The sequence below is a fragment of the Oceanisphaera ostreae genome, assembly GCF_042676125.1.
GTDB lineage: Bacteria > Pseudomonadota > Gammaproteobacteria > Enterobacterales > Aeromonadaceae > Oceanimonas > Oceanimonas ostreae.
In genome coordinates this window covers 1-25599 of sequence record NZ_JBHTJS010000029.1, presented here as the reverse complement: position 1 = coordinate 25599, position 25599 = coordinate 1, and the positions used below count along the sequence as shown (strand labels likewise).

Here is a 25599-nt window from a genome sequence, read left to right as displayed (position 1 = left end):
TTCCTCTAAAGGTCGGATAAACGGCCTACTCCACCGACACGTTGCAAGCATCCATGTGGCTCAAACACATGACATCCTTGTCATGTGATGGTCGGTGGAGCAGTGCCCTTCATCCTCTCCTATATTTCGCAGGTGACTGATGACGCTGCTCACAGACCACTCGATGCTTATAAAGAGGCAACAGAGATCGCCTCCCACGACCGTGAAATGCCAAGGACGGCATTTCACGAGCCCGTATGGGGCAGGCTGCTGCCGTGTATCATTGTTGGGTAATGGAACAAATATCCTGTGAATATTCGCAGCCGTTACCCAGCAAAGATGGCTAGCCCAGTGGAGTGTCGTGGGAGGTGGCTGTGTTGCCTCTAACACTCCAAGCTTTAAAATAGATCAAACATTTAGTGAGATTGGTATTAGCTTAGAGTTTAAATTTGTGTAAACACAGGTGTGATGCTAACGGATAATTACTGGAAGTATCGGCCAAAAGTACCCCGAGAGTATCACCAACAAAAAAGGGTTAGCAGATATTAACCTGCTAACCCTTGCTGTATATGGTGGCCCCTCCCAGACTCGAACTGGGGACCTAACGATTATGAGTCGTAAAAGTAGCGAAATTCTATGTAACGCTATGTAATGAAATGTAACTTAAAGTCCATGTTTATCAGTGGCTTATGTGTGGGTTGTGGTTTCTTTACATTACTTTTTGTTCTATTGTATTACGCTCTTACTTGACCCACTACTTGACCCAGAATGAACTGGGTCAAGTAACGAGAGCGATTTATACATGAGCAAAAAACCAAAATTCACAATGACAAGGATCCAGGGTTTGAAGCCTCGGCCTAGCGCTTACTACGAGTGGGATTCCACTGGGCAGCGTGGATTAGGTCGGCTAGGAATTAAGATCCAGTCGTCGGGGCAGAAGGTTTTTGTCTTCCGCTTCTTTGATGCTGACGGCAAGGCGCAGTTTATCACTATCGGAAAATTCCCCGAGATGAGCTTATCTCATGCTCGAGAGCAAGCTTGTGAGTACGGTGCCTTGCTGAAACAGGGTATTAATCCCAAGGTAGAGGCAAAGAGACTTCAAGTTGCAGAAGAAACACTAGAGCGTGCCGAAGCTTTAAAAGGTAGCGTTCGCCAGCTATTTGAAGGCTATACCAACAGCATGAAGGCAGAAGGCAAACGTACTTTCGATGCTGTACTCAGTTCCTTAGAGAAAGAGGCCTATCCTATCGTTTCTCCAGATATGAAAGCGAAGGAAGTAACAGCCGACCATATCAAACGAATACTGTCGAACTTGATTATTCGCGGTGCTGCGGTTCAATCTAATCGGGTACGCTCTTACCTCATGGCGGCCTTTAACTACGGTTTAAAACACGACAACGATCCGGCGCACATGGAGCAAGGAGTACTTTTTGCTTTAACTGCAAACCCTGTGTCGGTGATCCCTAAACAAACACATGCAGAGAAGCCGGGTCAGAACTGGCTCAAGCTTCCTTATCTGCGCGAGTTAATGACGACATTTAGTGATGCGCATAAGGTGGGAACGTTGATCCATCAGCTTCTTAAGCTGGTTGTTTACTGTGGTGGCCAACGACCTTATGAACTATTAGCTAACCGGTGGGAGTCGGTTGATTGGGTAGAGCGAACGCTTTTAGTTCCTGCTGATCTTAGTAAAAATAAACGGGAGCATCTAATCCCGTTAACTGACACCTCATTTTCGCTGTTGCGTGAGTTGTACCACCAGACCGGCATATGCACTCATATTTTCCCTAAATTACTCAGACGGCAGTACAGCCCTAACGAGCATATTTTGTCTAGCAGTCTAAGCAGGGCTATCAGCTACTATCGCAAGCATAACCCTGACTTTCCTTACTTTGTGGCGAGAGATATACGTCGTACCTGTAAAACATTGATGGGGGAAGCTGGGCTATCTAAAGAGATCCGAGACCGCATCCAAAATCATGCTTTCCAAGATGTCAGCGCTAAGCATTACGATCGTTATGACTACTTGAATGAAAAGCGCCATGCACTTGAACTCTGGGAAGCTCGGCTAAATCAGGAAGATGCGGTGTCTAACGTGGTTAACCTGCGGTGATGTACGGTTACAGTATTCAAGATCGGTAACCGCCAGAAGACTTGCTCTTGGGGGGAGGAAGGACAACGGAAAAGCTTTTTGCAGATGAAGCGAGCTAGAGAGTGTGATCTCGGCGGAGTTGATCAGAGTAAAGAGATCTCTTGCTGACGATGGAGGATCTAAGCCCAGAGGTGGTGATCCTGAGAGTGCTCTTCCTCGTCGCCGGATCTTAACCTTCCCCAACCTGCATGCCACCGTAGGTTTGATTTTAATTATCCTCGCACTTGCAGTCCTGATACCCTGAAAATATACTGTTTATATATACAGTATATTGGGGTTGTTCATATGGCTACTGTTCTTGGTTTACTGCAGTCTAACCTGCATCATCTGTTGCCATTGCTGGCCGACAGAGCTTCTTGCGGGTTTCCCAGCCCTGCCCAGGATTATGTAGAGCAGGGGATCGATCTTAACGATTACTGCATCCGTCACCCAGCCGCGACCTATCTGGTTCAGGCTGCAGGCGACAGTATGGTAAACATCGGTATCTACCCCGGAGACTTGCTGGTGGTGGATCGCAGTATTGAAGCGGCGCACCGCCACATTGTGATCGCCTGCGTAAATGGGGAGATGACCTGCAAACGGCTGGAACTGAGGCCCGTTGTCAGGCTGGTCGCGGAAAATCCGAGTTACCAGCCTATTGTGCCGGGCGAGGGCGTGACCCTCGAAATCTTTGGTGTGGTCACTAACATAGTGCGCAAGTTGCCCTTATGAACACCCCCGTCTTCGCCCTGGTCGACTGCAATAATTTTTACGCTTCCTGCGAACGTCTGTTCCGACCGGATCTTGCTGGCAGGCCCATTGTCGTGCTGTCCAACAACGACGGTTGCGTGGTGGCCCGCAGTGCCGAGGCTAAATCGCTGGGCATCAAGATGGGGGTGCCTTATTTCAAGATAAAAGCGGCCTATGAGCAGGGCGGAGGCATAGTGTTCTCCAGCAACTATGCTCTGTATGCCGATATTTCCAGTCGGGTGATGCAGGTGCTGGAAATGCTGGCGCCTAGGATCGAGGTGTACTCCATTGATGAGGCCTTTATCGATCTTACTGGTGTCGACAAGATCCTCAATCTGGCCGGTTTTGGGGAAGAGATAAGGCAAAAAATATTCCGTTGGATAGGAATAAACGTAGGGGTGGGCATAGCGCCTACCAAGACGCTGGCCAAATTAGCCAACTATGCGGCCAAGCGCTGGCCCACCACCGGGGGCGTGGTGGATCTTACTGATCCGGTACGGCAACGAAAGTTACTGCAGTTGGTCCCGGTTGAGGAGGTATGGGGTATTGGCCGCCGGCTGGCGAAACAGTTAAACCAGATGGGGATCCATACTGCCTGGCAACTTGCCCAGGCCAACAGCAAGGTGATTCGGCGACAGTTCTCCGTGGTGGTAGAGCGCACCGTATGCGAGCTGAATGGTCAGAGTTGTTTGGCACTGCACGAGCAGCCCGAGCCCAAAAAGCAGATCATCAGCTCACGCAGCTTTGGCAAGCGAATCACCGAGTTTCAGCTGCTACGCGAGGCCGTCAGCAAATACGCCAGCCGAGCGGCGGAGAAGTTGCGTCAACAGCAGCAATACTGCCGTTTAGTGCAGGTCTCTGTACGCACCAGCCCCTTTGCTCCCCAGGAACCTTACTACAGCAATGCCGCCGTGGTAGCACTGACCCTGCCAAGTGCAGACAGTCGCGAGCTGGTGCAGGCCGCCACCCTCGGTCTGGAACGGATCTGGAAACCGGGTTATCACTATCAGAAGGCGGCAGTGATGCTGGCCGACTTTTGGCCGACGGGCACTTACCAACCCAGCCTGTTTGAAGTGCAAGAGAGCAAACCGAACAGTGAACGATTGATGGGAGTGATGGACAGTATCAACCGTTCCGGCAAGGGCCGGATCTTCCTGGCTGCCGAAGGGATCCGCCAACCCTGGCAAATGAAACGTACCTTTTTATCTCCTGCCTACACCACCCGCATCAGCGACCTGCCTAGAGTAACCTAGCTCCCCTTTCATTTTGGTAGGGGACTTCCCTTGATTGAAACACGCAGGTTAAACATGGAATGGCGCTTATAAAATCCGTTACCGACAGCCACGTTGAGATAGAGCCTGTATAAATTTCTGCAGTAGGCTCTCGACTGTATACGGAGTGGTTCAATGCCGGGACTATTCTTCCATTTGGCTGCCTGCAACGACATAACGTGAAGGTTTCATATGGTCCCATCTTTATGACATAGCTCAGCTTAAAACCAGAGCGGGAGCATACTTTGCCTAATATCTATACATCTGACGTTCGTACATAAGGTTTCGGGCACTTTTCAGAGCGAAACGATGAAGTATTCACGCAGAAATGCATGTGTTGAATATAAAGTAACCGATTTTAAAGTGTGCTCCCGGCCTGCCTGAAGGACGACGTTCAGCTCTCTTCAGTAGTTCCAGTTTTTCGTCATTGTAATGTCATAAACATTTATTACCCTGCCAACCATCTAGAAGCTGTTTACCGAAATACACCAATCAAATATGAAAAGAGGGTTGTATTAAGGTTTGGTGGCATATACATCGGTAAAGTATGCAGCGCCAACTTAAAAAAACATAAATCCATGACGGCTTTTGATAAGAAATTAGGAATGGATTTTATAAAATAGTCGCATTCAGCTACTCAGCTTAACGTTTTTGCAATTGCATTGTATTGACCAATGTAATACTAATACTCATTAGAGACCAAGGTGAACACATGGGTTAAACCTTCATTAAAGATGTAAGATTTAATCTTTTTAAGTCGAGCTACTCTGGTCAGCTTCGACTAACAGGTAGAGATAATTTTCCATCTTAGTGTTGCTAATAATTCATACTGATTTATCAGCTTTGGATTATTTCCGCTCAAATAAACGAGCGCTCCTGCGTTCACCCTGATTTAGCGCCAACTTGATAAAGAACATAAACCCATGACGTTTTCTGAACAACATATCACCTTCAATGACCGACAGGTCACAGACAGTAATGGTCACCTCCTGCCATCCTCTATCCGGCCGCTGGCCGATCATTGCTGGCCGGACTCCCTTATCGGTCAGACCATGACACCACTGACAGCATTGACTTTGTTGGCAGCCAGCGGGGTGTTCTGTCAGCGCTCTCCAGTCGCAGTTATCGGCCCAAATATAGCAACGGAGGAGGAGTATCAATTGGGCGAGGAGCTGGGTAAGGCTTTGGCTGGGTATGGTATCCCGATTATCTGTGGAGGACGTACCGGCATCATGGAGGCGGTAGCCAAGGGCGCCTCCATCAGGGCAGGGCAGGTCATCGGATTGTTACCCGATGAGGAAGCTCATCACGCCAACCCCTGGATAACTACCGTCATCGCAACAGGTATCGGCAAGGCCAGAAACTCCATCATCGCTCAAGCAGCAGCCTGTCTGGTTGCGATCGGTGGCAGCCACGGCACTATGACCGAAATGGCCTTTGGTAAGCATTACGACAAACAGGTATTCACCCTGTCCGACTACCCTCAGATCCCTGGATGCCTACGACTCGCAAGCGTCGACGATGCGTTGGCCGCTGTGGCGGCAGCCCTCTTTGGACTTGAGGTACAAAGCTGATGCGCGCCGCCGCCTGGTTATATCTGTTGTTCCTGTTAACGCCGATCACACTGCTGTTCATCGGCTCTTTCGGAGAAACCTGGACCAATACCCTATTGCCATCCGGATTTACTCTGGACTGGTACCATCAGGTTTGGACTGACAGTAGTTTTATTCGAGCCTTTAAAACCAGTATCTGGGTCACCTTCTTAACCTGTGTCGCAAGTGCTCTTCTTGCTCTTCCTTTCTGCTATGCGGTGCATCTCAATATGTCTCGCAGAGGCAAAGTAGCGGCACGTTTGCTGATCATGCTTCCAATTGCCGTACCGGAGCTGGTGTTGGGGTTTGGCTTTATACTGGTCTTCAGTAGCGATACTTTACCTTGGCTGGGCAGCAGCTGGCTGCTGGTTATGGGCCATATTGTCATAACCCTGCCCTACCTTGTTTACAACATCCTGACCGATCTGGAAAAATCCTCCCTCTTCCGCCTGGATCAGGTTGCCCGAAGCTTAGGCGGAAATACTCTACATAGCTTCTTTGATATTTACCTGCCCATTGTCAGTCAGTCTTTGCTTTCTGGGCTGATTACCGTGGCGGCTATTTCCATCGGGGAGTTCCAGCTCAGTAACCTGATTGCCGGATTTATGTCCCGAACCTATCCCGTGGTTCTTCTGCAGGCATTTTATGGTGCTGCCGGTTTTGCCTGCGCCGCAACGGTTATCCTACTACTGTTGGCGATCCTGTTTGCGCTGCTGTCTACCACCAGGCAACTACTGTCATCCTCCTCCAAACATCCAGAGCCAGCCTCATGATTGAATTTAACAATATATCCTTCCGTTACCCTGGCTCAAACAGTGGGGTGAATGACATAAACCTGACAATAAACAAGGGGGAACTGCTGGCAATACTCGGACAAAGCGGTTCAGGTAAAACCACCCTCTTAAAGCTGATCGCCGGATTCGAGAAACCGGACAGCGGTATTATCAGAGTGAATAACAAAGACATCACTCCATTAAGTTGCCAGCAGCGCAATCTGGGCATTGTTTTTCAGGACTATGCTCTCTTTCCTCATATGACGGTTCTGGAAAATATCGCCTACCCACTGAAACTGAAAAATATCGATAAAGACTCTCGGTTGGCTCGGGCTGCTGCCATGGTGCAGAAGACAGGCCTCTCTGGAAAAGAGCAGATGCGTCCTGCCAACCTGTCTGGTGGGCAGCAACAGAGGGTCGCTCTTGCCCGTGCGCTGATTTTTGAGCCGTCAGCTCTCCTACTCGATGAACCCCTGTCAGCACTGGATGCTGGACTACGAGAAGATATGCGTCAGGAAATCCGTCAGCTACAACAACAGCTGGGGATCACCACCATCCTGATCACTCACGATCAAGAAGAAGCCATGTCCATGGCTGATCAGGTTGCAGTAATGAAAAACGGCCGCCTATTACAGGTAGACCGTCCTGCCAACCTCTACCACAAGCCCAAGACAGTGGACGTTGCCCAGTTTGTTGGCAGAGCGAATATCCTACCGGCCATTGCGCTGGAAGCAGATCGAATTGAGTGTGCCCTAGGACAGCTGCAGGTGCATGCCCCCGAACTCAAGGCTGGGCAGCAGCTACATATCATGATTCGCCCCGAACACTGGAGCCCCATAGCGGGCGAACACAATACCTTTGCTGTTGAACACCTCAATACTGTGTTCTGGGGCCCAACCTGTCAGGCCACAGTGATGATCAACGGCACGACAATTAAGGCCGAGGGTCAGCTTCATACACCCCCAACCAACTTGTCTATTCACCCCGAACATATTCATCTTATCTCTTAGGAGCTACATCAGCATGTTTAAAAAAATAACCTCCGCCATCGCCTTCAGCTTGTTGCTGCCGAGCATGACCCACGCCACCGAACTCCCGGGAACAGAGCTGTATCCAGGAGAGGCAAAACTCTATGAAGCCGCCCTCGAGGAAGGTCTCGTCGTGTCATTTGATACAGGACCAACCTGGGCCAATTGGGGCACCATGTTTAAACGTTTCAAAGAGCGTTATCAAGGCATGGATATTGTCTATAACGATCTGGGCTCAGCAGCCACTGTAGTAGCACTGGATAAAGCCAAACGTCGCCCTCAAGCTGATACTGCCTACTATTTTGCTGCTTCTGGTATTGATGCTGCCAACAAAGGCCTCACCGCTGACTTCAGGCCTCTACACGCAGATAAAATTCCGCCTGTATTCCAACACGAAACTGGTCAGTGGTTTACTATCCATACCCTGAACATGGCCTTCTTGGTCAATAAGAAGCTGGTCGATAACGTGCCGGAAAGCTGGGCTGACCTGCTCAAGCCGGAATATAGAAATAGTATCGTCTATCAGGATCCCCGCTCTACTGGCCAAGGCCAGGTCGTCGTGTTGGCTGCCAACTTCGGCGCTGGTGGCGATATGGACAACTTTGAACCAGGCATTGAATATCTGGCCAAGCTACACGGCAACGGTAATGTGTTACGCGTCACCGGCACCACACCCTATGCACAATTTTTAAAAGGCGAGATCCCCATCTGGATCGGCTATGAAAACGACGGGTTTAAGGCCATGGTCAACGATGGTATGCAGGAAGATATAGCTGTTATCATTCCCAAGGAGGCCTCTGCTGCTGCGCCCTACGCTATCTCTAAGGTGAAGAATGGCCCCAACCCCAACGCCGCCGAACTGTGGTTGAACTACATCATGAGCAGCGAAGGTCAGCAGACTTTTGCCGAAGGCTTTGTACGCCCTGTGCTGACCGATACTCCGATGCCCCAGAGCGTAGCCGGCAAACTGAAAGCTGCACCACAGATCCAGCCCGTGGATCTGCTCAAGGCAGGAAAGAACAAGGCACAGATTGATGACGCCTGGACCCAGCGAGTTCTCACACAAGGATAAACCTTAATGACAGGTCTCTTTAGGTTCCACCTGAGCAGCCTGATAATGACGGTACCAACCCTGCTGCTAATGGCAGGGTTCTTCTTCCTGCCGCTGTTCATTATCTTTGGCGAAGCTCTGCAAGAGCCCCTATCGGCCCTTTCTCGGCTGATGTCCGATAACGCCTTCTGGCAAAGTCTGCTTGGCAGCCTAGTTCTGGCCGTCATGGCCTCCGGTGTTTCCGTAGCTGTCGGGCTTCTGATTGCTATCTACCTAGCAAAGCAGCCGACTCAAATACGCATGTTATGGTCGTTTTTGGTTTCTTTACCCTTGGTATTTAGCGGGCTGATTGTCGCCTATGGGTTTATCCTAGCCTTCGGTCGAGCCGGCACTGTGACCATGCTGATATCAAAGCTAGGCATAGACCCCGCGTGGCTGGGCGGTTTTATCTACTCCCCGGTCGGACTGGCTTTTGCCTACTGTTATTACCTGACCCCTAGGGCTATCTTTGTACTGCTTCCGATACTGGTCAACTTTGACCACAAGCAGTTGTTAGCTGGCTATAGTCTGGGTGCCAGCCGCTGGCAGGCATTTAAAGACATTCTGTTGCCTCAGATAGCTCCGGCTCTTGGCACCTCTGTCTGCATAACCTTTGCCGTGGCTTTCGGCGCCTATGGCACTGCCCTAGCTTTGACCGGTACCCAAATCAATATACTACCATTGCTACTATACAGTCGTATTTCTGATTCGGGTTCCGACTTTCCTGTCGTGGCGCTCATCTCTATTATTTTGCTGACCGTATGTCTGCTGATTACAGCTCTCAGTGAATGGCTGAAAGCAAGAGCCGATACTACTACCGTCAATTAAGCCAAAACATATCCCCTTATGAAAAGGGCATGTCCCAGAGGACCGGGCCATGCCTATTGAGAAGTAGTAATAGATAAAACAGGCGGAGCAGTGTCAAACATAAAAATAAAGGACAGGATGGCGGGCTAGTCGCCTGTTGGCATTGTCTGCGGGCAACAGAGGAAACGAAGAACCCAGACCAGTTTGGTAAAGCGCAGGGCGCTTCAGCACGTAGTGGCAGTGCCCTTCACATTGAAGACAGATATAGCCTTGAGGGCAGCACCACTGAAACAGAGCATCACGGCACTGTGCTTCAGTGCCGTAATCCCTGATAACAAGCTCGTGCAAGGGCCAAAGGGGAATCCTGTGATGTTCACCTCATCTGGCCCCCCCCGCACCGCCACATAGTGATCGCCTGTGTAAATGGGGAGATGACCTGCAAGCGGCTGGAGCTGAACCCCGTAGTTAGACTGGTAGCCGAAAGTCTGAGTTATTACTCCGGCTGAGAAGTTGCGTCAACAGCAGCAATACTGCCGTTTAGTGCAGGTCTCTGTTCGTACTAGCCCCTTTGCTACCTAGGAACCTTATTACAGCAATGCTGCAGTGATAGTACTGACCCTGCCAAGTGCAGACAGTCGCGAGCTGGTGCAAGCTGTCACCCTCGGTCTAGAACGGATCTGGAAACCGGGTTATCGCTATCAGAAGGCGGCAGTGATGCTGGCAGACTTCTGGCCGACGGGGACTTACCAGCCCAGCCTGTTCGAAGCACACAAGACTAAACCCAGCAGTGAACGACCGATGGAGGTGATGGATAGTATCAACCGTTCCGGAAAGGGTCGGATCTTTCTGGCTGCCGAAGGGATCCGACAACCCTGGCAAATGAAACGTACCTTTTTATCTCCTGCCTACACCACCCGCATCAGCGACCTGCCCAGGGTGACCTAGCCCTTCTTTCATCTTGGTAGGATCACTGTCCTTGATTAAATCGCACAAGTTAAACATGGAATGGCGCTTATAAAATCCGTTACCGACAGCCACGTTGAAATAGAGCCGGTATGAATTTATGTGGACGGTTCTAGGCTGTAAGTGATTAGGTGGATGCTGCATACCGGGACTCTTCTTCCATTCGGCAGCCTGGAACGTCATAATAAAACGGTTTCATACGATTCCAACATAATGGCGGAGAACAGCCTCAAAACAGGGGCGAGGAGAGGCAAGGTCGCCCACAAGGCTCGGGCGGTAGCGTGTCTATTGCAGGAAAATTCTGCTGATTTTGAGTGTATGAAAATCCTCTTAAAATGCTGGTCGTACATACAGTATATTTTACGTTTCTCGGCTCTGATGCTCGAATTGTCGCAGCTCGATGCGCTTATACAATCACCTAGCTTGATAAAGTAATATATTATCAATAAGTTAGCGGGTAGTGTTTTGTTGATACTGCGCACGGCTATGCATCAATATGATCATGTGCGTTTTTTTCGGTGTTAAATTGTCCAATAATGTAAAATGTCAATTTAATCAGCTGCTTGAATAATGTTTCCAAGTGTGTGCATGAGTGTACATGCGCATGCATAGTATTAAAATGTTATATGCCAATCAAATTCGAATTATACTCAATGCGGTAATAGAGAAGTGATTAAACATTTCGGGAAGTAATAATGATTAATGCAAACGATGCGCTTTATGATTTAAACGATATTTTGAACAAGATTAAAGTTGATGGTTACAGCAAGTTTACTGAATTTGCAAAAGATGTAATTTCCACAGGTACTAAAGGGCATTTGATAGACCTTATGATGCCTATGTTGGCGTACAATGTTTTGATACACAGAGATTTATCAAAATTCGATTCATCTTTTTTCAGGGTTATTGTTGATAATGTTGATGACTTATTGAAGTTAGCTAGAGAAGCAAATGGAAGCTTTATGAGTTTTCATGGCATGGTATTATTTTGTGTCTATAACGATTTTGATATTTTTCCATTAGCTAGGGTATATACATTTCAGGCATCTAGCATCGCAGTGTTTACTGACGCTATTAAGCAATCACAAGCGTCAGGAATTTTATTTAATCAAAAGAACTTTGAAGATTTATCTGATGGAATAAATGCGGAAACCAGGATTTCAGAGCACCTTTCAGACTTGGATGTTAGATTAAGTAAAATAAAAAGATTTGTGCAAGGTAAAATCGACAATACATCAGTATCTGGTGGTATCGCGATAGCTAGAAGGGATAATGTTTGCGCAAACTGTGCCAAGGAAAATGCAGATCAATTGGAGAGCATAACATCAACAAATTTTAGCTCCGGAGTGCATGTTTCGATGGAGGTCTGCTCAACTTGTTTAAGTTCTTCAGCTGAAAGAAACGTAATTCTAAATTCATTGTTTACTAAAACAGATCTAGACAAGGTAATTAAAGAGCGCCAATTGTCAATTGCTGAGCTTAGAAAAATTTCAAATGCCATTGTGAAGCACTACCTTAATTCAGACATAGAAACATATGCTTCAAATGATGAAGATACAATAACAGCAATTACTTCGGGGGGGTTTACTTTAAAGTTAAGACTTACATCGATTAAAAACTACGGATATATGATACTGAACTCCAATGGAGAGGAGTTGATTCGTTTTGATTCAGCACCAGATCACCCTGATAAAGTAGAGTTTATGCCGCATCACGTACATAACAATGTCGAAGAAGAAGAGTCGATAAAAAAGAAAGCTAAGAAGTTGAGTAAGAAAAAGGCTAAAGAGTTGAAAAAATCAATCGATATATCAGATAGCTTTTTATCAGGGTTTCTCGGTATTGATTATGTTTCAATTAACCGCCACCTGGACCGTTTAGCCAAGTGCATATAACAAGTAAATCCAGGTGACGCCTTTGGCGCACCTGATTTAGGCGTTATAAGTCTACTAGTATATTGTTCCATCAAGAAGGTAGTTAAAATGGTTCTAGATATTCCATGTAAAGATGATTTTTTCAACATGGGTGATTCGTTGTTGAATTCCGCATGGGACAATTTTATTACCTTGCTAAAGGATTACAGTGAGTACATTTCTGTAGGTTGTGAAGAGGAGTTTGAAGAAGTCTTCTTTTTGCATGCCAAACCTAAGCTCATGTCGTCGTTTACGCTTGTTCAGCAAGCAGTCGAGTTTTACCTAAAAGGAAATATTGCAGAAGTCTCACCTTATATATTAATTTCAAATGATGCACGGAATTGGCCGAAAAACGCTGCTAAATCAGATGTTAATTTTTCAGAGTTTCGTACGATAGATGCTCAAGATTTAGTAAAAATACATAATACATTTTCAGAGAACAGACTAGACGAGCCATTCAAGGTATGGTTTAACGAAATGCGAAATATACGTAATAAAATCATGCATTCAGTCAGTTCAAAAGACTTTATCGAGCCTACTCATTTGGCTGAAGCTATTTTAACTGCTCATGGTCACTTTTTGGGTTCGCACCAGTGGATAAAGTCTCGTTTTATCTACCACTTAAACTCTCCAAGCAATCGTATTGATTTTATGACGGAGCGTGAAAAAGAAGGTTATAGGTACTTTGAGGTTCACGAAGAAATATCAATAGCAGTAAAAGCTTTGAATCCAAGCTCAGTCAATAAATTTTTTGGATTTAACAAAAAGTCCAAAGCAATGGAATGTAATTTTTGTGAAGAGCACTTTGAAAATATTGAGTTCTATGATCACGGGCGTTGGCGAACTCACTTAATTGATACTCTTGTACAATCTGAACTCAGCAAAACTTCGTATACCTGCTTTATTTGCGAAAATACTTTAAATGTGTTGGATGCTCAGTGTGTTGAGTGTAGGGATACAAAAATTAATGTTAAGGATGGGCATTGTGTTTGGTGCAAAAATGACTATTGGGAATAGGCTTATTACCAAGCGTTTAAGGCAGATTCGCAACGCTTGGCATTTTTGGTTTGAATCGACTTTAGTGTTTACGACACAATGGTTAAGGTAGGGGGGTGGCGTGGCTCACTACTTAACGCAGCATTATATCCCCTAGTTACTCGAAATATAGGAGAGAGTTTTGAACGAGGGAAATGAAAATCTGAAAAATAAGACTGCATTCTTATTCGATATCATTAAAAGATACGATCATTACGTTGCAACAACAAACTTTAAAGTTGGGCTAATGATGTCATTTGTTGGCGCGATTGTATTAGGGCTCACAATTCGTGTTATGTCTATTAATCCAGCACAATCAGGGTGTAATTATCTATATTATGCAGTGTTGTTGTCTTCCTCTTTAACGATAGTTTGTTCTCTTTCAGCTGCTATAAATCTGTTAAGAGCTATTTTTCCAAACACTAAAACTCACGATGGTGATAAGTCTTTAATTTTCTTTGGAGATGTTGCCAGCTGTGAAAGTGGGGTTGATGGCTATAAGGAAAAGGTAGGGAAAGCTACCCCAGAAAACCTACTCGAAGATTTGTCGAAGCAGACATTTATTCTTGCTGAAATAATTAATGAAAAATTTCGAGTGTTAAAAATATCTGTGATAATAATTATTTATGGGGTTATTCCTTTTTTGGCAATTTCATTATTACTGTTGATATTTGAGAGGGTCAAATAATAAATGGCTAACTTTGAACGAATGTTTGAAGACTTTTTCGATTCTGTAAATGGCCAGTCTACTTCTGTGGCCCTAGCAAAATCAGCCTCTATGGAAGCAATGGATTCTCATCCCGTAATGGAGTCTTTGCAATCATTGCCAGCTGGCCCTCAAGAAGAGTTTCTTCTCCAAACACAAATTCGCCCTAATTTTGGTAAACATGGAGTTAATGATTCTCCTATTGGAACTCATCCTGATTTCATCGCTCTTGAAGGTACAGGTACGACACAGAATCACTATACGTGTACTCTCTTTGTCGACATTAAGGGCTCAACAAGACTTTCAATTCTCTACCCTTTAGACTTTGTTTTTAAGTTTAAAAACGCAGTTATTCAAACATGTGTTGAAATCATTCGATCCCTTGATGGCCATGTTCATAGATTAATGGGTGATGCAGTGATGGCATTTTTTGGTGGAAATTCAACTACTAAAGAAGACGCTGTGTCAGACGCAATCAATTGCTCTATAACCTTAAGGGCGATTTTAGAAGAAAGTATTAAACCTTGGATGGAACGGCAAGGCCTTGATGCTAAAGACTTTGGTTTTAGGGTGGGCTGTGACTTTGGAGATGATCATGAAGTTCTCTGGGGAAGTTTCGGTTATCAAAATGTAGGAGAGGTCTCTGCAACTGGCTTACCAGTTGATATGGCTTCTAAACTACAAGGGTTGGCGAGTAAGAATCAAACAATGCTTGGGCAAGGGTTGTTGGACTTTGTTGATTGGCCAGAGAAATACTCAGATATTAAGACTCGAGATAAAGGTGGTGTGCCAGAGAGCCTTCCGATAGTAACCCCCAATCTTACCGACAACGAAGGAAGCCCCATAAACTATGGTATGAGGCAGCTATCATATTCTAAAAGTCTTGAATTTATCGCCCTCCCTCGAAGCTTTCGAGAAAAGATTACTGGAGGCACTGTAAAAGACCACTCACAATTAGAATATAGGTGTTTCACTTCAATTAATGAGGAAAGAAGTGAATATATCTCAGCTTCTAGGTTTTTAGGAGCAAATGTCTCGCTAGTATTTGAAGTTGAAGCTAGGACAGCAAATAGGCTCAATTTTCCACTTAAAGTAGTTTTCAAGAAAACTAATCATGGTAGAGCAACACCTGAGAATGAAAGAGATATAGAGCAAGAAGGTCAAGTTAAATATATCAATAAGAAGCGTATTAGCCAATATAACAAATCAATAGCTCCATTCACTAAAGTAGAGCTGAATGAGGCAACCTTATATCGAGGTTTACATACCATGAAATGTGAAGTTTACGAAGCTAGTGGAGCTTTGTTATTTCGAGACTGGATTGGTGTAATGATCAGGTAGGATATTATAACAAGGCGCAGCTACGGAAAATTTAGGAGCGCTAGCGAGTAAATTTCCGCAGAGCGCGGCGTTAAGTACAGGGAGGCTCAAATAGCATGAGTTGTAAACTATGTGGGGGTGATGATGCTCTACAAAAATCTCACATTATCCCAAGATCCTATTTTAAAGGACTTAAGAATGGTAATGGTCAATTGATATCAGTTACTTGTGATGCTACTACGACACCTAAGAAAGAGAACTCAGATCCCAAAGAAAAATTATTGTGTCGAAGCTGCGAGCAATTCTTAAGTGACAATTATGAAAAATATGGGACTCGACTATTTAAAAGCAGTAGATGTGTCAAGAAAACAAGAAATTACATTGAATTTAATGGTTTCAAATATACGGAATATTACCTATTCCTTGTTAGTATATTGTGGCGAGCATCACTTTCCTCATTAGAAGAATTTTCCAGTGTGGATTTACAGGATAAATTCGAAAAAATTCTAGCTTCATGTCTTCGAAATAAGTCAATTAAACTCAGTGCATCGTTAAAACTAGACCATTTTATTCGCATTTCAGTGCTCCGAGTAGTCGATACACAAAGTGGGGTGGATGATGATGTAATTAGGAGTGTGCTGTTACATTTTGGTGCTGAGCATGGCAACACCGCAGAAGATGGTATGGTTTATTACTTCATGATTAGTGGCTTTCTAATTTGTTATCTTTTTAAAGTGGAAAGTGACATACATGAGGCTCGCACCAAGCGTATTGGTGGGCAATTGCTCAATCGTTCCCAAATTAAAGTACCCAAGGTAGAACTTAGTAATTTGAAGCAAGTTCATGATGCTTTTAAAATAGTATATGAAAAGGCACAGTCACACATCTTGTAAAGGCACTTAACAAATAAGGATAAGTGTCGCGCAGCCGACACTTCATCCGGGTGTTGAACAAGCCCGAAGCTGCCTTTAGTAAGTAAATTGCTCGGTTGAGAATGGGGTGGGCGGTGAGGCCGCTATTTTCTGCAGGCATAGCAGACTCCTAAGCGATTCGGCGTTTTTCAACCCTGTTATAACGAGTAACCCACCTACCAATCCAGTCAGTTCGAAGTGCAAGGGGCGGATCTTTCTGGCTGCCGAAGAGATCCGGCAACCCTGGCAAATGAAACGTACCTGTTTATCTCCTGCCAACACGATTCGCATCAGCGACTCACCCAAAGTGACCTAGCTCCTCTTTCATCCTGGTAGGGTGCTGTCTTTGATTGAGATACGCTGGTGAAACATGCAATGGTGCGGTTATAAAGTTCGTTACCGACAGTCACGTTGAAATAGAGTCGATATAAATTTCTATGGTCGGGTCTCGACGGTAACTGGTTGGGTGCAATGCTTAATGTCTGCTCTCGACGTTGAGACTTCTGGCATTTTTCCGCGAAACAGACATGGCTTGGGTTCATGATTTAAGCATTAAACCAATACATGGTGTGTGAGTCAGGCCGCTTGAGCTTTCAACTTCCAGTTTCTAATCACACTATGATTTGATTAAAATGCACATTCGAATCATAATGTGATCTGATTAAGGGTGGTTTTCGCATCATGAGGCGTGTTATGTGGATCTGGCAGCAAGACGATTGGCCCAAATTTACCTGGGATAAAAGCATAATAGATCCCCGGTTGCGGCAGACTCGCCTTAACCAAGGGGTGTTACTGGGTAAGGTAACCAGCCAATCGGCAGATCAAAAGCAAAACATGCTCGATACGCTGCTGGCCAACATAGTGCATTCCAGTGCGATAGAAGGTGAAAAGCTGAATGCCTTCTCAGTGCGGTCTTCACTGGCGAATAAATTAGGCCTCACCGAGACAAATCCCTTTCCTACAACGGATCAAACTGACGGCCTCGCCGAAAACATGTTGGACGCGGTGGAGAACCTGGATACGCCGCTGACCCTAGCGCGTATCTTGCACTGGCATAGCCGCTTGTTCCCTGAAGGTGATACCCAGTTCAATCCCGTTGTCGGCGGACAACTAAGGGGAGCTGCGCCTATGCAAGTGGTGTCGGGGCGCATCGACAAACCCAAGGTGCACTTTGTTGCGCCAGGCAGAGAACTGCTTGATGAAGAGCTGAACCGCTTTGTGACCTGGTTTAATGATTCTAAAGCAGATGGGTTACTCGATCCTTTGTTACGAGCGGGCATCGCGCATTTATGGTTTGTTACGCTGCACCCTTTGGAGGATGGCAATGGCCGCATTACCCGTTTGCTAACCGATCTTGCGCTGGCCCAGGCAGAGCAACAGTCGGTACGGTTTTATGCCATGTCGGTTGGCATCCTGGCCAAGCGTAATAGCTACTATGAGATCCTGGAGCAAAGCCAAAAGGGCGATTTAGACATTACAGAATGGCTGGTGTGGTTTTTAACTACGCTGGATGAAACCTTTGCTGGGGTGCTAAAAGAAATCGACCAAACCCTGTTTAAAACCAACTTTTGGCGCCGAGTCGATCAAACTCAACTATCGAGCGAGCAAGTTAAAGTACTGAACCGAATGCTGGATGGTGATTTTGCACAGGGCATTAATACCACTCAGTATCACAAGGTAGCCAAGGTGAGTAAGCCCACGGCAACGCGCCACTTGAGTGCACTGGTAGCCGTGGGCTGCCTGGTAAAATCTGACGCGGGCGGGCGCAGTACCCGATATTTCTTGCCAGGTTAACCAATGTTCATGATTAATGAACGGTAGTGAGCCAGTTTTACTGCTGCTGACCTGTTTCACCATTTCCCCGCAGAACGTACATCGGAGCTAAACAGGGAGTACCTCCGTCGGTAGCGAACACCAAGCATCAGATGTCGAGAGCAAACAATGAGAGCCTCAGTCGGTAGTGGTCTACGTGGAAAATAGTGATCTACCTGGAAAGATGCAGAAGCATTGGTCTACGCGTGTTGCTCCATATGGATTACATGGGGCTGTGGCTAGGTCCCAAAAATCATATCTTCGCATTGTCTCGTTCCGTTGAGGACAGATCGCGAAAAGTACACTGAGAGTACCTGTAGGTACTCTCAGCGTACTTTGTGAAATCCGGCTCCTCAATCACCTTTCGAGCAGATACCGAAAAATGCACTGAGTGTACCTGTGAGTACACTCAGTGCACTTTTCAGAGCTCGGTAGCCGAGCTGCTTTGCTGAGGATTACTCTATTCCTTTGGCTTCAGTACGCCATTTTTCACGAAAAAATCATCCCGGCTGGTTCCTGGTATTACCGGCCCAGTGCTATCGGTTCGCATCCCCTCCGTTATAAATCTCCTGAGCAGTTGTTCTGGGCTGATCCCCAGCTCGGCGGCCTTACGGTCCAGTTCATCAGGTAACCGCTCTCTGCCGCCATATTCAATGATGTATCTCTTCATCGTTCCCTCGTCTGTTATGCGCTGGCCCAGTCTTCGCGCCTAATGGGTAGTCGAGCTGTGGGCGTGCCATGCAGCTATGCATATTGGGCCAAATCCCAGAGCGGGGCAGTATGCATATGGTTTGAACCGGTAGGGGGCTTCGTGCATTTATAATGCATGAAGGGGCATAACCCAGAACGGGGCATTATGCATATGGTTTGAACACATGGGGGTTATTATGCAATTAGTATATGCACAGAGAGGGGATGACTGTGCATATAGGGATTAAACCCGGTCGATTATGCATGTAATTGCATGATGGTATCTGCCTTATGTCTTCATGCCTGTATTCGCTCGTAAGCTGAAATGATGGTGCGCGTTGATACAGGGTTATAACGAGTGAGAGACTGACATTCGGGCAAGCTCTGCTCTGACCCTTTGTATCCTGGTAGGATCATTACCCTTCATAAAACACAGCCGTTAAAAGCAGATGTCCTTCTAATATCCCCTCCGGACAGCAGTTTTAATATTCGAGCTTCCCTGTCTAATCACGCTAAATTGCGTCTCACCATCCCCATTTTTCTAAATATATTGATATAGTCATCAGTACTCATACGTCACCTTAGCTTGGCTGGCTTGCCATGCATGGACCTTCTGCGAGCTTTCTATGACCAACTTCAGCTTTCTCGGTGAACACGATCCCCTGTTTTTGCAGCTGGCCCAGGCCGCCGAGCAGGCCTTTGCCGGTGACCCCAACACCACGCTGATTAAACTGCGCCAGCTTGGCGAGGCGCTGGCTCAGCATATCGCCGCCCGCATTGGTCTGGAGCTGGAAGAAAGAACCACTCAATCCGATCTGCTGTATCGGCTCACTCGGGAGCTGGGGCTGGACCCGTCTGTTCGGCAGATGTTTCATGTGCTGCGCATCGAGGGCAACCGTGCCACCCACGAGTTTCATACCCGCCATAAAGAAGCGATGGACGCCCTCAAACTGGCGCGGGAGCTGGCGGTCTGGTTTCATCGTGCCTTCGGTGCCGAGGGCGACAGTTTCAGCCCGGGGGCCTTTGTGCCACCAACCGACCCCAGCGCCGAACTGCGCCAGCTCAGAACCCAGATAGCCCAGCTGCATGTCCAGCTTGAAGGCGCCAGCGAACAGTTGGAAAGCCACCAGCAAGAGGCCGAAAAACAGCAGCAACTGACGAAGTTGATGGCCCGGGAAACCGCAGAATACGCCGAGCTAGCCAACCTGATGGATGAAGAGGCCAGAGCCATGGCCGAACTGGCCCGGCAGCACGAGCAGGAGCTGGCGCACCAGCAGGCCGCCTTCGAGGCGCGGCTCAAGGCCGAACTGCAGCAGCAGGCAGAACAAGCCGAACAGAACAAAGTACGAACCGAAGTTTCACGCCGCACTCAGCAGGCCAGCAAGCAGTTGCAGTTGAACGAGGAAGAAACCCGGGTTCTGATCGATATGCAGTTGCTCGAAGCCGGTTGGGAAGCCGACACCCAGCAGCTCACCTACGCCAACGGTATTCGCCCGGAGAAGGGTAAAAACCTGGCCATTGCCGAATGGCCGACCCTGGGCAAGCAGGCGGCCGATTATGTGCTGTTCGCCGGGCTGACCCCGATTGCGGTGGTCGAGGCCAAGCGTAAGAACCTGGATGTGGCCGGCAAAGTTCAGCAGGCCGAGCGGTATGCTCGCGGCCTGCAGATGGAGCCGGACTGGCAGGCCCCCTGGGAGCTGGCGGCATTACCCCAACCCTGGGACGACGGTAACGATCAGACTTTCCGGGTGCCCTTTGTGTATTCCTGCAATGGCCGGCCCTTCGTCAAACAACTGGCCGAGAAGTCCGGCACCTGGTTTCGCGATCTGCGTGCGCCCGACAGTCTGGCCCGCCCGCTGCAACAGTTTCATAGCCCCCACGGGTTAGCAGATCTGCTCACTCGCAATAAAAGTGCGGCAGAGCACAAGCTGGAACAAGAACCCTTCGGCTACCTCAAGCTGCGCGATTACCAGCACAAGGCCATCACCGCAGTCGAACAGGCTCTGGCCGGGGGGCAGCGTCACTGTCTGCTGGCCATGGCCACCGGCACCGGTAAAACCCGCACCATCATCGGCCTGATGTATCGCTTCCTCAAGGTCGAGCGCTTCAAGCGCATCCTGTTTCTGGTGGACCGTACCGCCTTGGGGGAACAAGCCCAACATGCCTTCGACGACATGCCGCTGGAGCAGAATTACACCCTGCGCAAGATCTACAACGTCGCCGAGCTGGGTGACATGGCCGCCGAGGCCGAAACCCGCATTCAGGTAGCTACGGTACAGGCCATGGTCAAGCGCCTGTTCCAGTCTGACACCCCGCCAGCCATCGATGCCTTCGACTGCATCATCATCGACGAAGCCCACCGGGGCTACACCCTGGATCAGGAAATGAGCGAAGGCGAACTGGCTACTCGGGATGCCGGCCAGTATCTGTCCAGCTACCGGCGGGTGCTCGACTACTTCGATGCGGTGCGCATCGGCCTGACCGCTACCCCGGCCAAACACACCTCCGAAATCTTCGGTCGCCCTGTGTACACCTATTCCTATCGGGAAGCGGTGGCCGACGACTGGCTGATCGACCACGAGCCGCCCATTCGATACGAAACCCTGTTAACGCAGGAAGGCATTCGCTTCGAAAAAGGTGACCAGGTTGAAGCCATCAACACCCACACCGGCGAGGTAGAGCTGGCCGAGCTGGAAGACGAACAGTACTTCGAGGTGGACGCCTTCAACCGGCGGGTGATCACCGAAGGCTTCAACCGGGTGATCTGCCAGCAACTGGCCAAAGAGCTGGATCCGCTGGGTGATGAAAAGACCATGATCTTCTGCGCCACCGACCTGCATGCCGACATGGTTAAACGGTTGCTCGACGAAGCCTTCAAAGAGCAGTATGAAGACGAATACAACGAGGCGGCGGTGCGCAAGATCACCGGCCAGAGCGACAAGATCAGCACCCTTATTCGCCAGTACAAAAACGAGCGTTATCCCAATATCGCCATTACCGTCGATCTGCTCACCACCGGCATCGATGTGCCGCCCATCTGCCACATCGTATTTTTGCGTCGGGTGAAGAGCCGTATCTTGTTTGAGCAAATGATTGGCCGGGCGACTCGCCGTTGCGATGACATCGGCAAGACGGTATTCAAGATCTACGATCCGGTGGATATCTACGCCGCCCTGCAAGAGGTCAACACCATGAAGCCGCTGGTGAAAGACCCCAACATCAGCCTAGATCAGTTAGTGGGTGAACTGACCGACGACACCGTGATGGAGCAGGCGCTGAGTGCCCCCGGCACCCTGGACGGCCAGTCCCACGCGGATGACCTGCTCAACGCCCTGTGCCAGAAGGTGATGCGCATTACCCGCAAGGCCACCAGCAAGGCCGATACCAACCCGGCGCTTAAACAGAAACTGGATGAGCTTGGCGACCAATGGGGTACCGAACCTGATAAACTGCACCAGCATTTGCATCAGCTGGGCCCCAGCGGTGCCGCCGGCTTTATCAAGCGTCATGCCGGCCTGCTGGGCGCCCTGGCCGAGGTCAAGGTGCTACTCGGCTCGGAGAGAATGCCGTTTATCTATAGCGGCGAAGACGAGTTCAAGGCCCGCACTCAAAGCTATGGCATACATGAAAAACCGGCCGATTACCTGGAAAGCTTCGACGATTTTATTCGCCAGCAGCTCAACCAGTCGGCCGCGATCGGGGTAGTGGTCAACCGGCCCAAAGACCTGACCCGGGAGCAGCTGAAGGAAGTACGGCTGCTGCTCGATGCCCACGGCTACAACGAGGCCAGCCTCAACAGCGCCTGGAGCAACAAGAGCAATCAGGAGATTGCCGCCAGTATTATCGGCCATATTCGCCGGGCGGCGATGCACGAACAGCTGGTGCCCTTTAGCGAGCGAGTCAGCCGGGCCATGGATCATATTTACCGCCAGCACGACTGGACGCCGGCACAACGCAAATGGCTGGACCGGCTGGCCAAGCAGCTGACCCACGAGGTGGTGATCGACGAGCAGTTTATCAATCAGGCCTTCGCCCGGGACGGCGGCGCCAAAGGGCTCGACAAACGGCTGGACCACCAGCTGAATACGGTACTGACCGAGCTGGCCGAACAACTGTGGCAGGTGGCCTGATGGCGGCCGGCAGCAAGCAACATAATCAGATAACCCAATAATCGAGAATTAGATGACCAATAACCAAATCGTCCAGAAGCTATGGAACCTGTGTGATGTATTGCGCGACGACGGCATTAATTACAGCGACTATGTGACCGAGCTGGTGCTGCTGCTGTTTATCAAGATGGAGCACGAAAACACCGAGGCCGGTTTGCTGGGCAAACACGCGCTGCCAGAAGGCTGCCGCTGGCCGGATCTCACCAGCCAGAGCGGCCTGGTGTTACTCAACGACTACAAGCAAATCCTGCTGGACTTGTCCAAGAGCCAAGACAGCCTGATTGCCGCCATTTACACCGATGCCCAGACCCGGCTGCGCGAGCCGCGCCACCTGGAGCAGATGATCAAAGCTCTGGACGCCATCGACTGGTTCAGCGCCCGAGCCGACGGCCTGGGGGACCTCTATGAAGGCCTGCTGGAAAAGAACGCCGGCGAAACCAAGTCCGGCGCAGGCCAGTACTTTACCCCCCGGGCGCTGATCGACAGCATGGTGCGTTGCATCCGGCCCCAGCCCGGCGAGGTGATCCAGGATCCCGCCGCCGGTACTGCCGGCTTTCTGATTGCTGCCGACCGTTACATCAAGGATCAAACCGACGATCATTACGATCTGGATGCCAACGCCGAGATTTTTCAGCGCAACAAGGCCTTTGTCGGTGTCGAGCTGGTGCCCGGCACCCGCAGATTGGCGCTGATGAACTGCCTGCTGCACGGCATGGAAGGGGACGACGAGGGCGTGGTCCATCTGGGCAACAGCCTGGGCCAAGTGGGCGTGAACTTACCTAAGGCCGATCTCATCCTCGCCAACCCACCGTTCGGTACCGCCAAGGGCGGTGAGGCCAGCATCAGTCGCGACGATCTCACTTACCCCACCAGCAACAAGCAACTGGCTTTCCTGCAGCATATCTACCGTGGCCTCAAGCCCGGTGGCCGTGCCGCCGTGGTACTGCCCGACAACGTATTGTTCGAAGCTGGCGCCGGCACCGAGATCCGCCGTGATCTCATGCACAAGTGCAACCTGCACACCATATTGCGTCTGCCCACCGGCATCTTCTATGCCCAGGGGGTCAAGACCAACGTATTGTTCTTCACCAAAGGCAGCGCCACCGATCCGCGCCAGCAGGAAAATTGCACTAAACAGGTGTGGGTCTATGACTTGCGCACCAATATGCCGAGCTTCGGCAAGCGCACCCCCTTTAGCGACAAGTACCTGCAACCGTTCGAAACCGTTTATGGCGAGCAGCCCAACGGTACCAGTGAACGCAGCGAAGGCGAATGGAGCTTTGGCGCCGAAAAGATCGACGTGGCCGAGTCGGCAGAAAACCAGGGCGTGCAGGACGACCTGCAAACCAGCCGCTGGCGCTGTTTCAGTCGCGACTGGATTTTTGATACCAAGGGTGACTCGCTGGATATCAGCTGGCTGAAAGACAACGACAGCGTCGATGCAGCCAGCCTGCCCGAGCCGGACGTACTGGCCGCCGAAGCCATGGGCGAGCTGACCGAAGCCCTGCGCGAGCTGGATCAATTGATGCAGGCGCTGGGTGCCGGGGACCAAGCCGATACTCAAAAGCAACTACTGGCTGAAGTGTTGGGATTGGGGAGTGAGTTGTGAGCAAAGAGCAATTATTACATGGCTGGGTATCCGCACAGCTAGGAGAGCTTGGCGACGTCATCACTGGGAAAACCCCTAGTACAAAAGAGCCGGGCAATTTTGGTGGTGATATACCATTCGTAAAGCCAGGTGACTTAGATCACGGTAATTACATAATAAAGACAGCTGATACTTTATCTGAAACCGGGTTTAATCTGATACCCAAGCTTCCGGAAAAAGCAATCATGGTTACTTGCATTGGTAACCTAGGAAAAGTGGGCATTACAACTCGGCCGTCATCTACTAATCAGCAGATAAATTCTGTCATTCCACTGGAAGGTGTTAACTATAAATATCTATACCATTACTTAAGCTCAATCCGCTGGTGGCTGGAGCAGGAAGCTTCAGCTACAACTGTGGCCATTATAAATAAGGGGAAGTTCTCTAAAGCACCGATATTACTCCCCCCGCTATCCGAACAGCAGGAGATCGCCGCCCGGTTGGATACTCTGCTGGCGCAGGTGGACACCCTCAAGGGACGCCTCGACGCCCTGCCGGCCATCCTCAAACGCTTCCGCCAGTCGGTCCTCGCCGCCGCCGTCAGCGGCAAACTGACGGAAGAGTGGCGGGGAGCCGCGCATCTTGAAGGATGGGAAAACAAAACGCTTCTCGATGTTGTTCAAGCTAAACCAAGAAATGGCAATTCACCGAAAGGTGTCGACTATGAAACACCTTACAAGAACTTAACTTTGTCTGCGATAACTCCAGGCTATTTCCAGGAAGACAAATTTAAGTATGTCGATATAGATATAACTGACGACTCTTATCTTTGGGTAAAACACGGTGATGTGCTTATTCAGCGTGCCAATACGCTCGAGTATGTAGGGGTAAGTGCGGTTTATAAGGGGCCATCAAATCGCTACGTTTATCCAGATTTAATCATGAAGTGTGCTCCTAACGAGAGCATCGTTGGAGACTATCTTCATTACAGCCTTATGTCGTATATGTAGTGGTCAAGTAAAAGTGGCCACGGTTTTAGAGTTTTTCCAAAACAATCGTTCAGACTCGTTT

The 25599-nt window shown here is 48.9% G+C and carries 19 protein-coding genes; all 19 read left to right on the top strand.

Annotated features, from left to right (window positions below; translation table 11 throughout):
- Positions 1-781: 781 nt before the first annotated feature.
- The 19 genes from ACFQ1C_RS07295 to ACFQ1C_RS07205 all read left to right on the top strand — a co-directional run bounded on the left by ACFQ1C_RS07295 (position 782) and on the right by ACFQ1C_RS07205 (position 25538).
- Positions 782-2092 (top strand): tyrosine-type recombinase/integrase, encoded by a 1311-nt coding sequence (locus ACFQ1C_RS07295; RefSeq protein ID WP_379557947.1) that lies wholly within the window; start codon positions 782-784, stop codon positions 2090-2092.
- A gap of 324 nt (positions 2093-2416) precedes the next feature.
- Positions 2417-2842: a translesion error-prone DNA polymerase V autoproteolytic subunit gene (gene umuD / locus ACFQ1C_RS07290; protein ID WP_379557946.1), complete on the top strand. Its 426-nt coding sequence runs from the start codon at positions 2417-2419 to the stop codon at positions 2840-2842.
- Positions 2839-4113 (top strand): translesion error-prone DNA polymerase V subunit UmuC, encoded by a 1275-nt coding sequence (gene umuC, locus ACFQ1C_RS07285; RefSeq protein WP_379557945.1) that lies wholly within the window; start codon positions 2839-2841, stop codon positions 4111-4113. The genes umuD and umuC overlap by 4 nt, the downstream gene beginning before the upstream one ends.
- Before the next feature lie 941 nt (positions 4114-5054).
- Positions 5055-5705: an SLOG cluster 4 domain-containing protein gene (locus tag ACFQ1C_RS07280; protein ID WP_379557944.1), complete on the top strand. Its 651-nt coding sequence runs from the start codon at positions 5055-5057 to the stop codon at positions 5703-5705.
- The gene (locus tag ACFQ1C_RS07275; protein ID WP_379557943.1) at positions 5705-6496 is read left to right on the top strand and encodes an ABC transporter permease; all 792 of its coding nucleotides are present in this window, start codon (positions 5705-5707) and stop codon (positions 6494-6496) included. The genes ACFQ1C_RS07280 and ACFQ1C_RS07275 overlap by 1 nt, the downstream gene beginning before the upstream one ends.
- The gene (locus tag ACFQ1C_RS07270; RefSeq protein WP_379557942.1) at positions 6493-7506 is read left to right on the top strand and encodes an ABC transporter ATP-binding protein; all 1014 of its coding nucleotides are present in this window, start codon (positions 6493-6495) and stop codon (positions 7504-7506) included. The genes ACFQ1C_RS07275 and ACFQ1C_RS07270 overlap by 4 nt, the downstream gene beginning before the upstream one ends.
- Positions 7507-7519: 13 nt before the next feature.
- Positions 7520-8596 (top strand): extracellular solute-binding protein, encoded by a 1077-nt coding sequence (locus ACFQ1C_RS07265; RefSeq protein WP_379557941.1) that lies wholly within the window; start codon positions 7520-7522, stop codon positions 8594-8596.
- Between the two features lie 45 nt (positions 8597-8641).
- Positions 8642-9442 (top strand): ABC transporter permease, encoded by an 801-nt coding sequence (locus tag ACFQ1C_RS07260; protein ID WP_379557940.1) that lies wholly within the window; start codon positions 8642-8644, stop codon positions 9440-9442.
- A 582-nt stretch (positions 9443-10024) separates the two neighbouring features.
- A complete protein-coding gene (locus ACFQ1C_RS07255) occupies positions 10025-10366 on the top strand; it encodes a DUF4113 domain-containing protein (RefSeq protein ID WP_379557939.1) in 342 nt (113 codons plus the stop codon).
- Between the two features lie 713 nt (positions 10367-11079).
- Entirely contained in the window at positions 11080-12279 is a 1200-nt protein-coding gene (locus tag ACFQ1C_RS07250) for a toxin-antitoxin system TumE family protein (protein WP_379557938.1), read from the top strand.
- 87 nt (positions 12280-12366) lie between these two features.
- Entirely contained in the window at positions 12367-13314 is a 948-nt protein-coding gene (locus ACFQ1C_RS07245; protein WP_379557937.1) for a hypothetical protein, read from the top strand.
- 160 nt (positions 13315-13474) lie between these two features.
- On the top strand, positions 13475-14020 hold the full coding sequence (locus ACFQ1C_RS07240; protein WP_379557936.1) for a Pycsar system effector family protein: 546 nt from the start codon (positions 13475-13477) through the stop codon (positions 14018-14020).
- A gap of 3 nt (positions 14021-14023) precedes the next feature.
- Positions 14024-15379: a nucleotide-binding domain-containing protein gene (locus tag ACFQ1C_RS07235; RefSeq protein WP_379557935.1), complete on the top strand. Its 1356-nt coding sequence runs from the start codon at positions 14024-14026 to the stop codon at positions 15377-15379.
- 95 nt (positions 15380-15474) lie between these two features.
- Positions 15475-16251 (top strand): hypothetical protein, encoded by a 777-nt coding sequence (locus tag ACFQ1C_RS07230; protein WP_379557934.1) that lies wholly within the window; start codon positions 15475-15477, stop codon positions 16249-16251.
- Positions 16252-16357: 106 nt separating this feature from the next.
- Positions 16358-16585, top strand: coding sequence for a DUF4113 domain-containing protein (locus ACFQ1C_RS07225; protein ID WP_379557933.1), 228 nt, complete (start codon positions 16358-16360; stop codon positions 16583-16585).
- Positions 16586-16962: 377 nt separating this feature from the next.
- Positions 16963-18063, top strand: a complete 1101-nt coding sequence (locus tag ACFQ1C_RS07220; RefSeq protein ID WP_379557932.1) for a Fic family protein — start codon at positions 16963-16965, stop codon at positions 18061-18063.
- A 1334-nt stretch (positions 18064-19397) separates the two neighbouring features.
- On the top strand, positions 19398-22901 hold the full coding sequence (gene hsdR / locus ACFQ1C_RS07215) for a type I restriction-modification system endonuclease (protein ID WP_379557931.1): 3504 nt from the start codon (positions 19398-19400) through the stop codon (positions 22899-22901).
- A 52-nt stretch (positions 22902-22953) separates the two neighbouring features.
- The gene (locus ACFQ1C_RS07210; protein WP_379557930.1) at positions 22954-24549 is read left to right on the top strand and encodes a class I SAM-dependent DNA methyltransferase; all 1596 of its coding nucleotides are present in this window, start codon (positions 22954-22956) and stop codon (positions 24547-24549) included.
- Complete coding sequence (locus ACFQ1C_RS07205; protein WP_379557929.1) at positions 24546-25538, top strand: restriction endonuclease subunit S; 993 nt, start codon at positions 24546-24548, stop codon at positions 25536-25538. Before ACFQ1C_RS07210 ends, ACFQ1C_RS07205 begins: the two co-directional genes overlap by 4 nt.
- Positions 25539-25599: the final 61 nt, after the last annotated feature.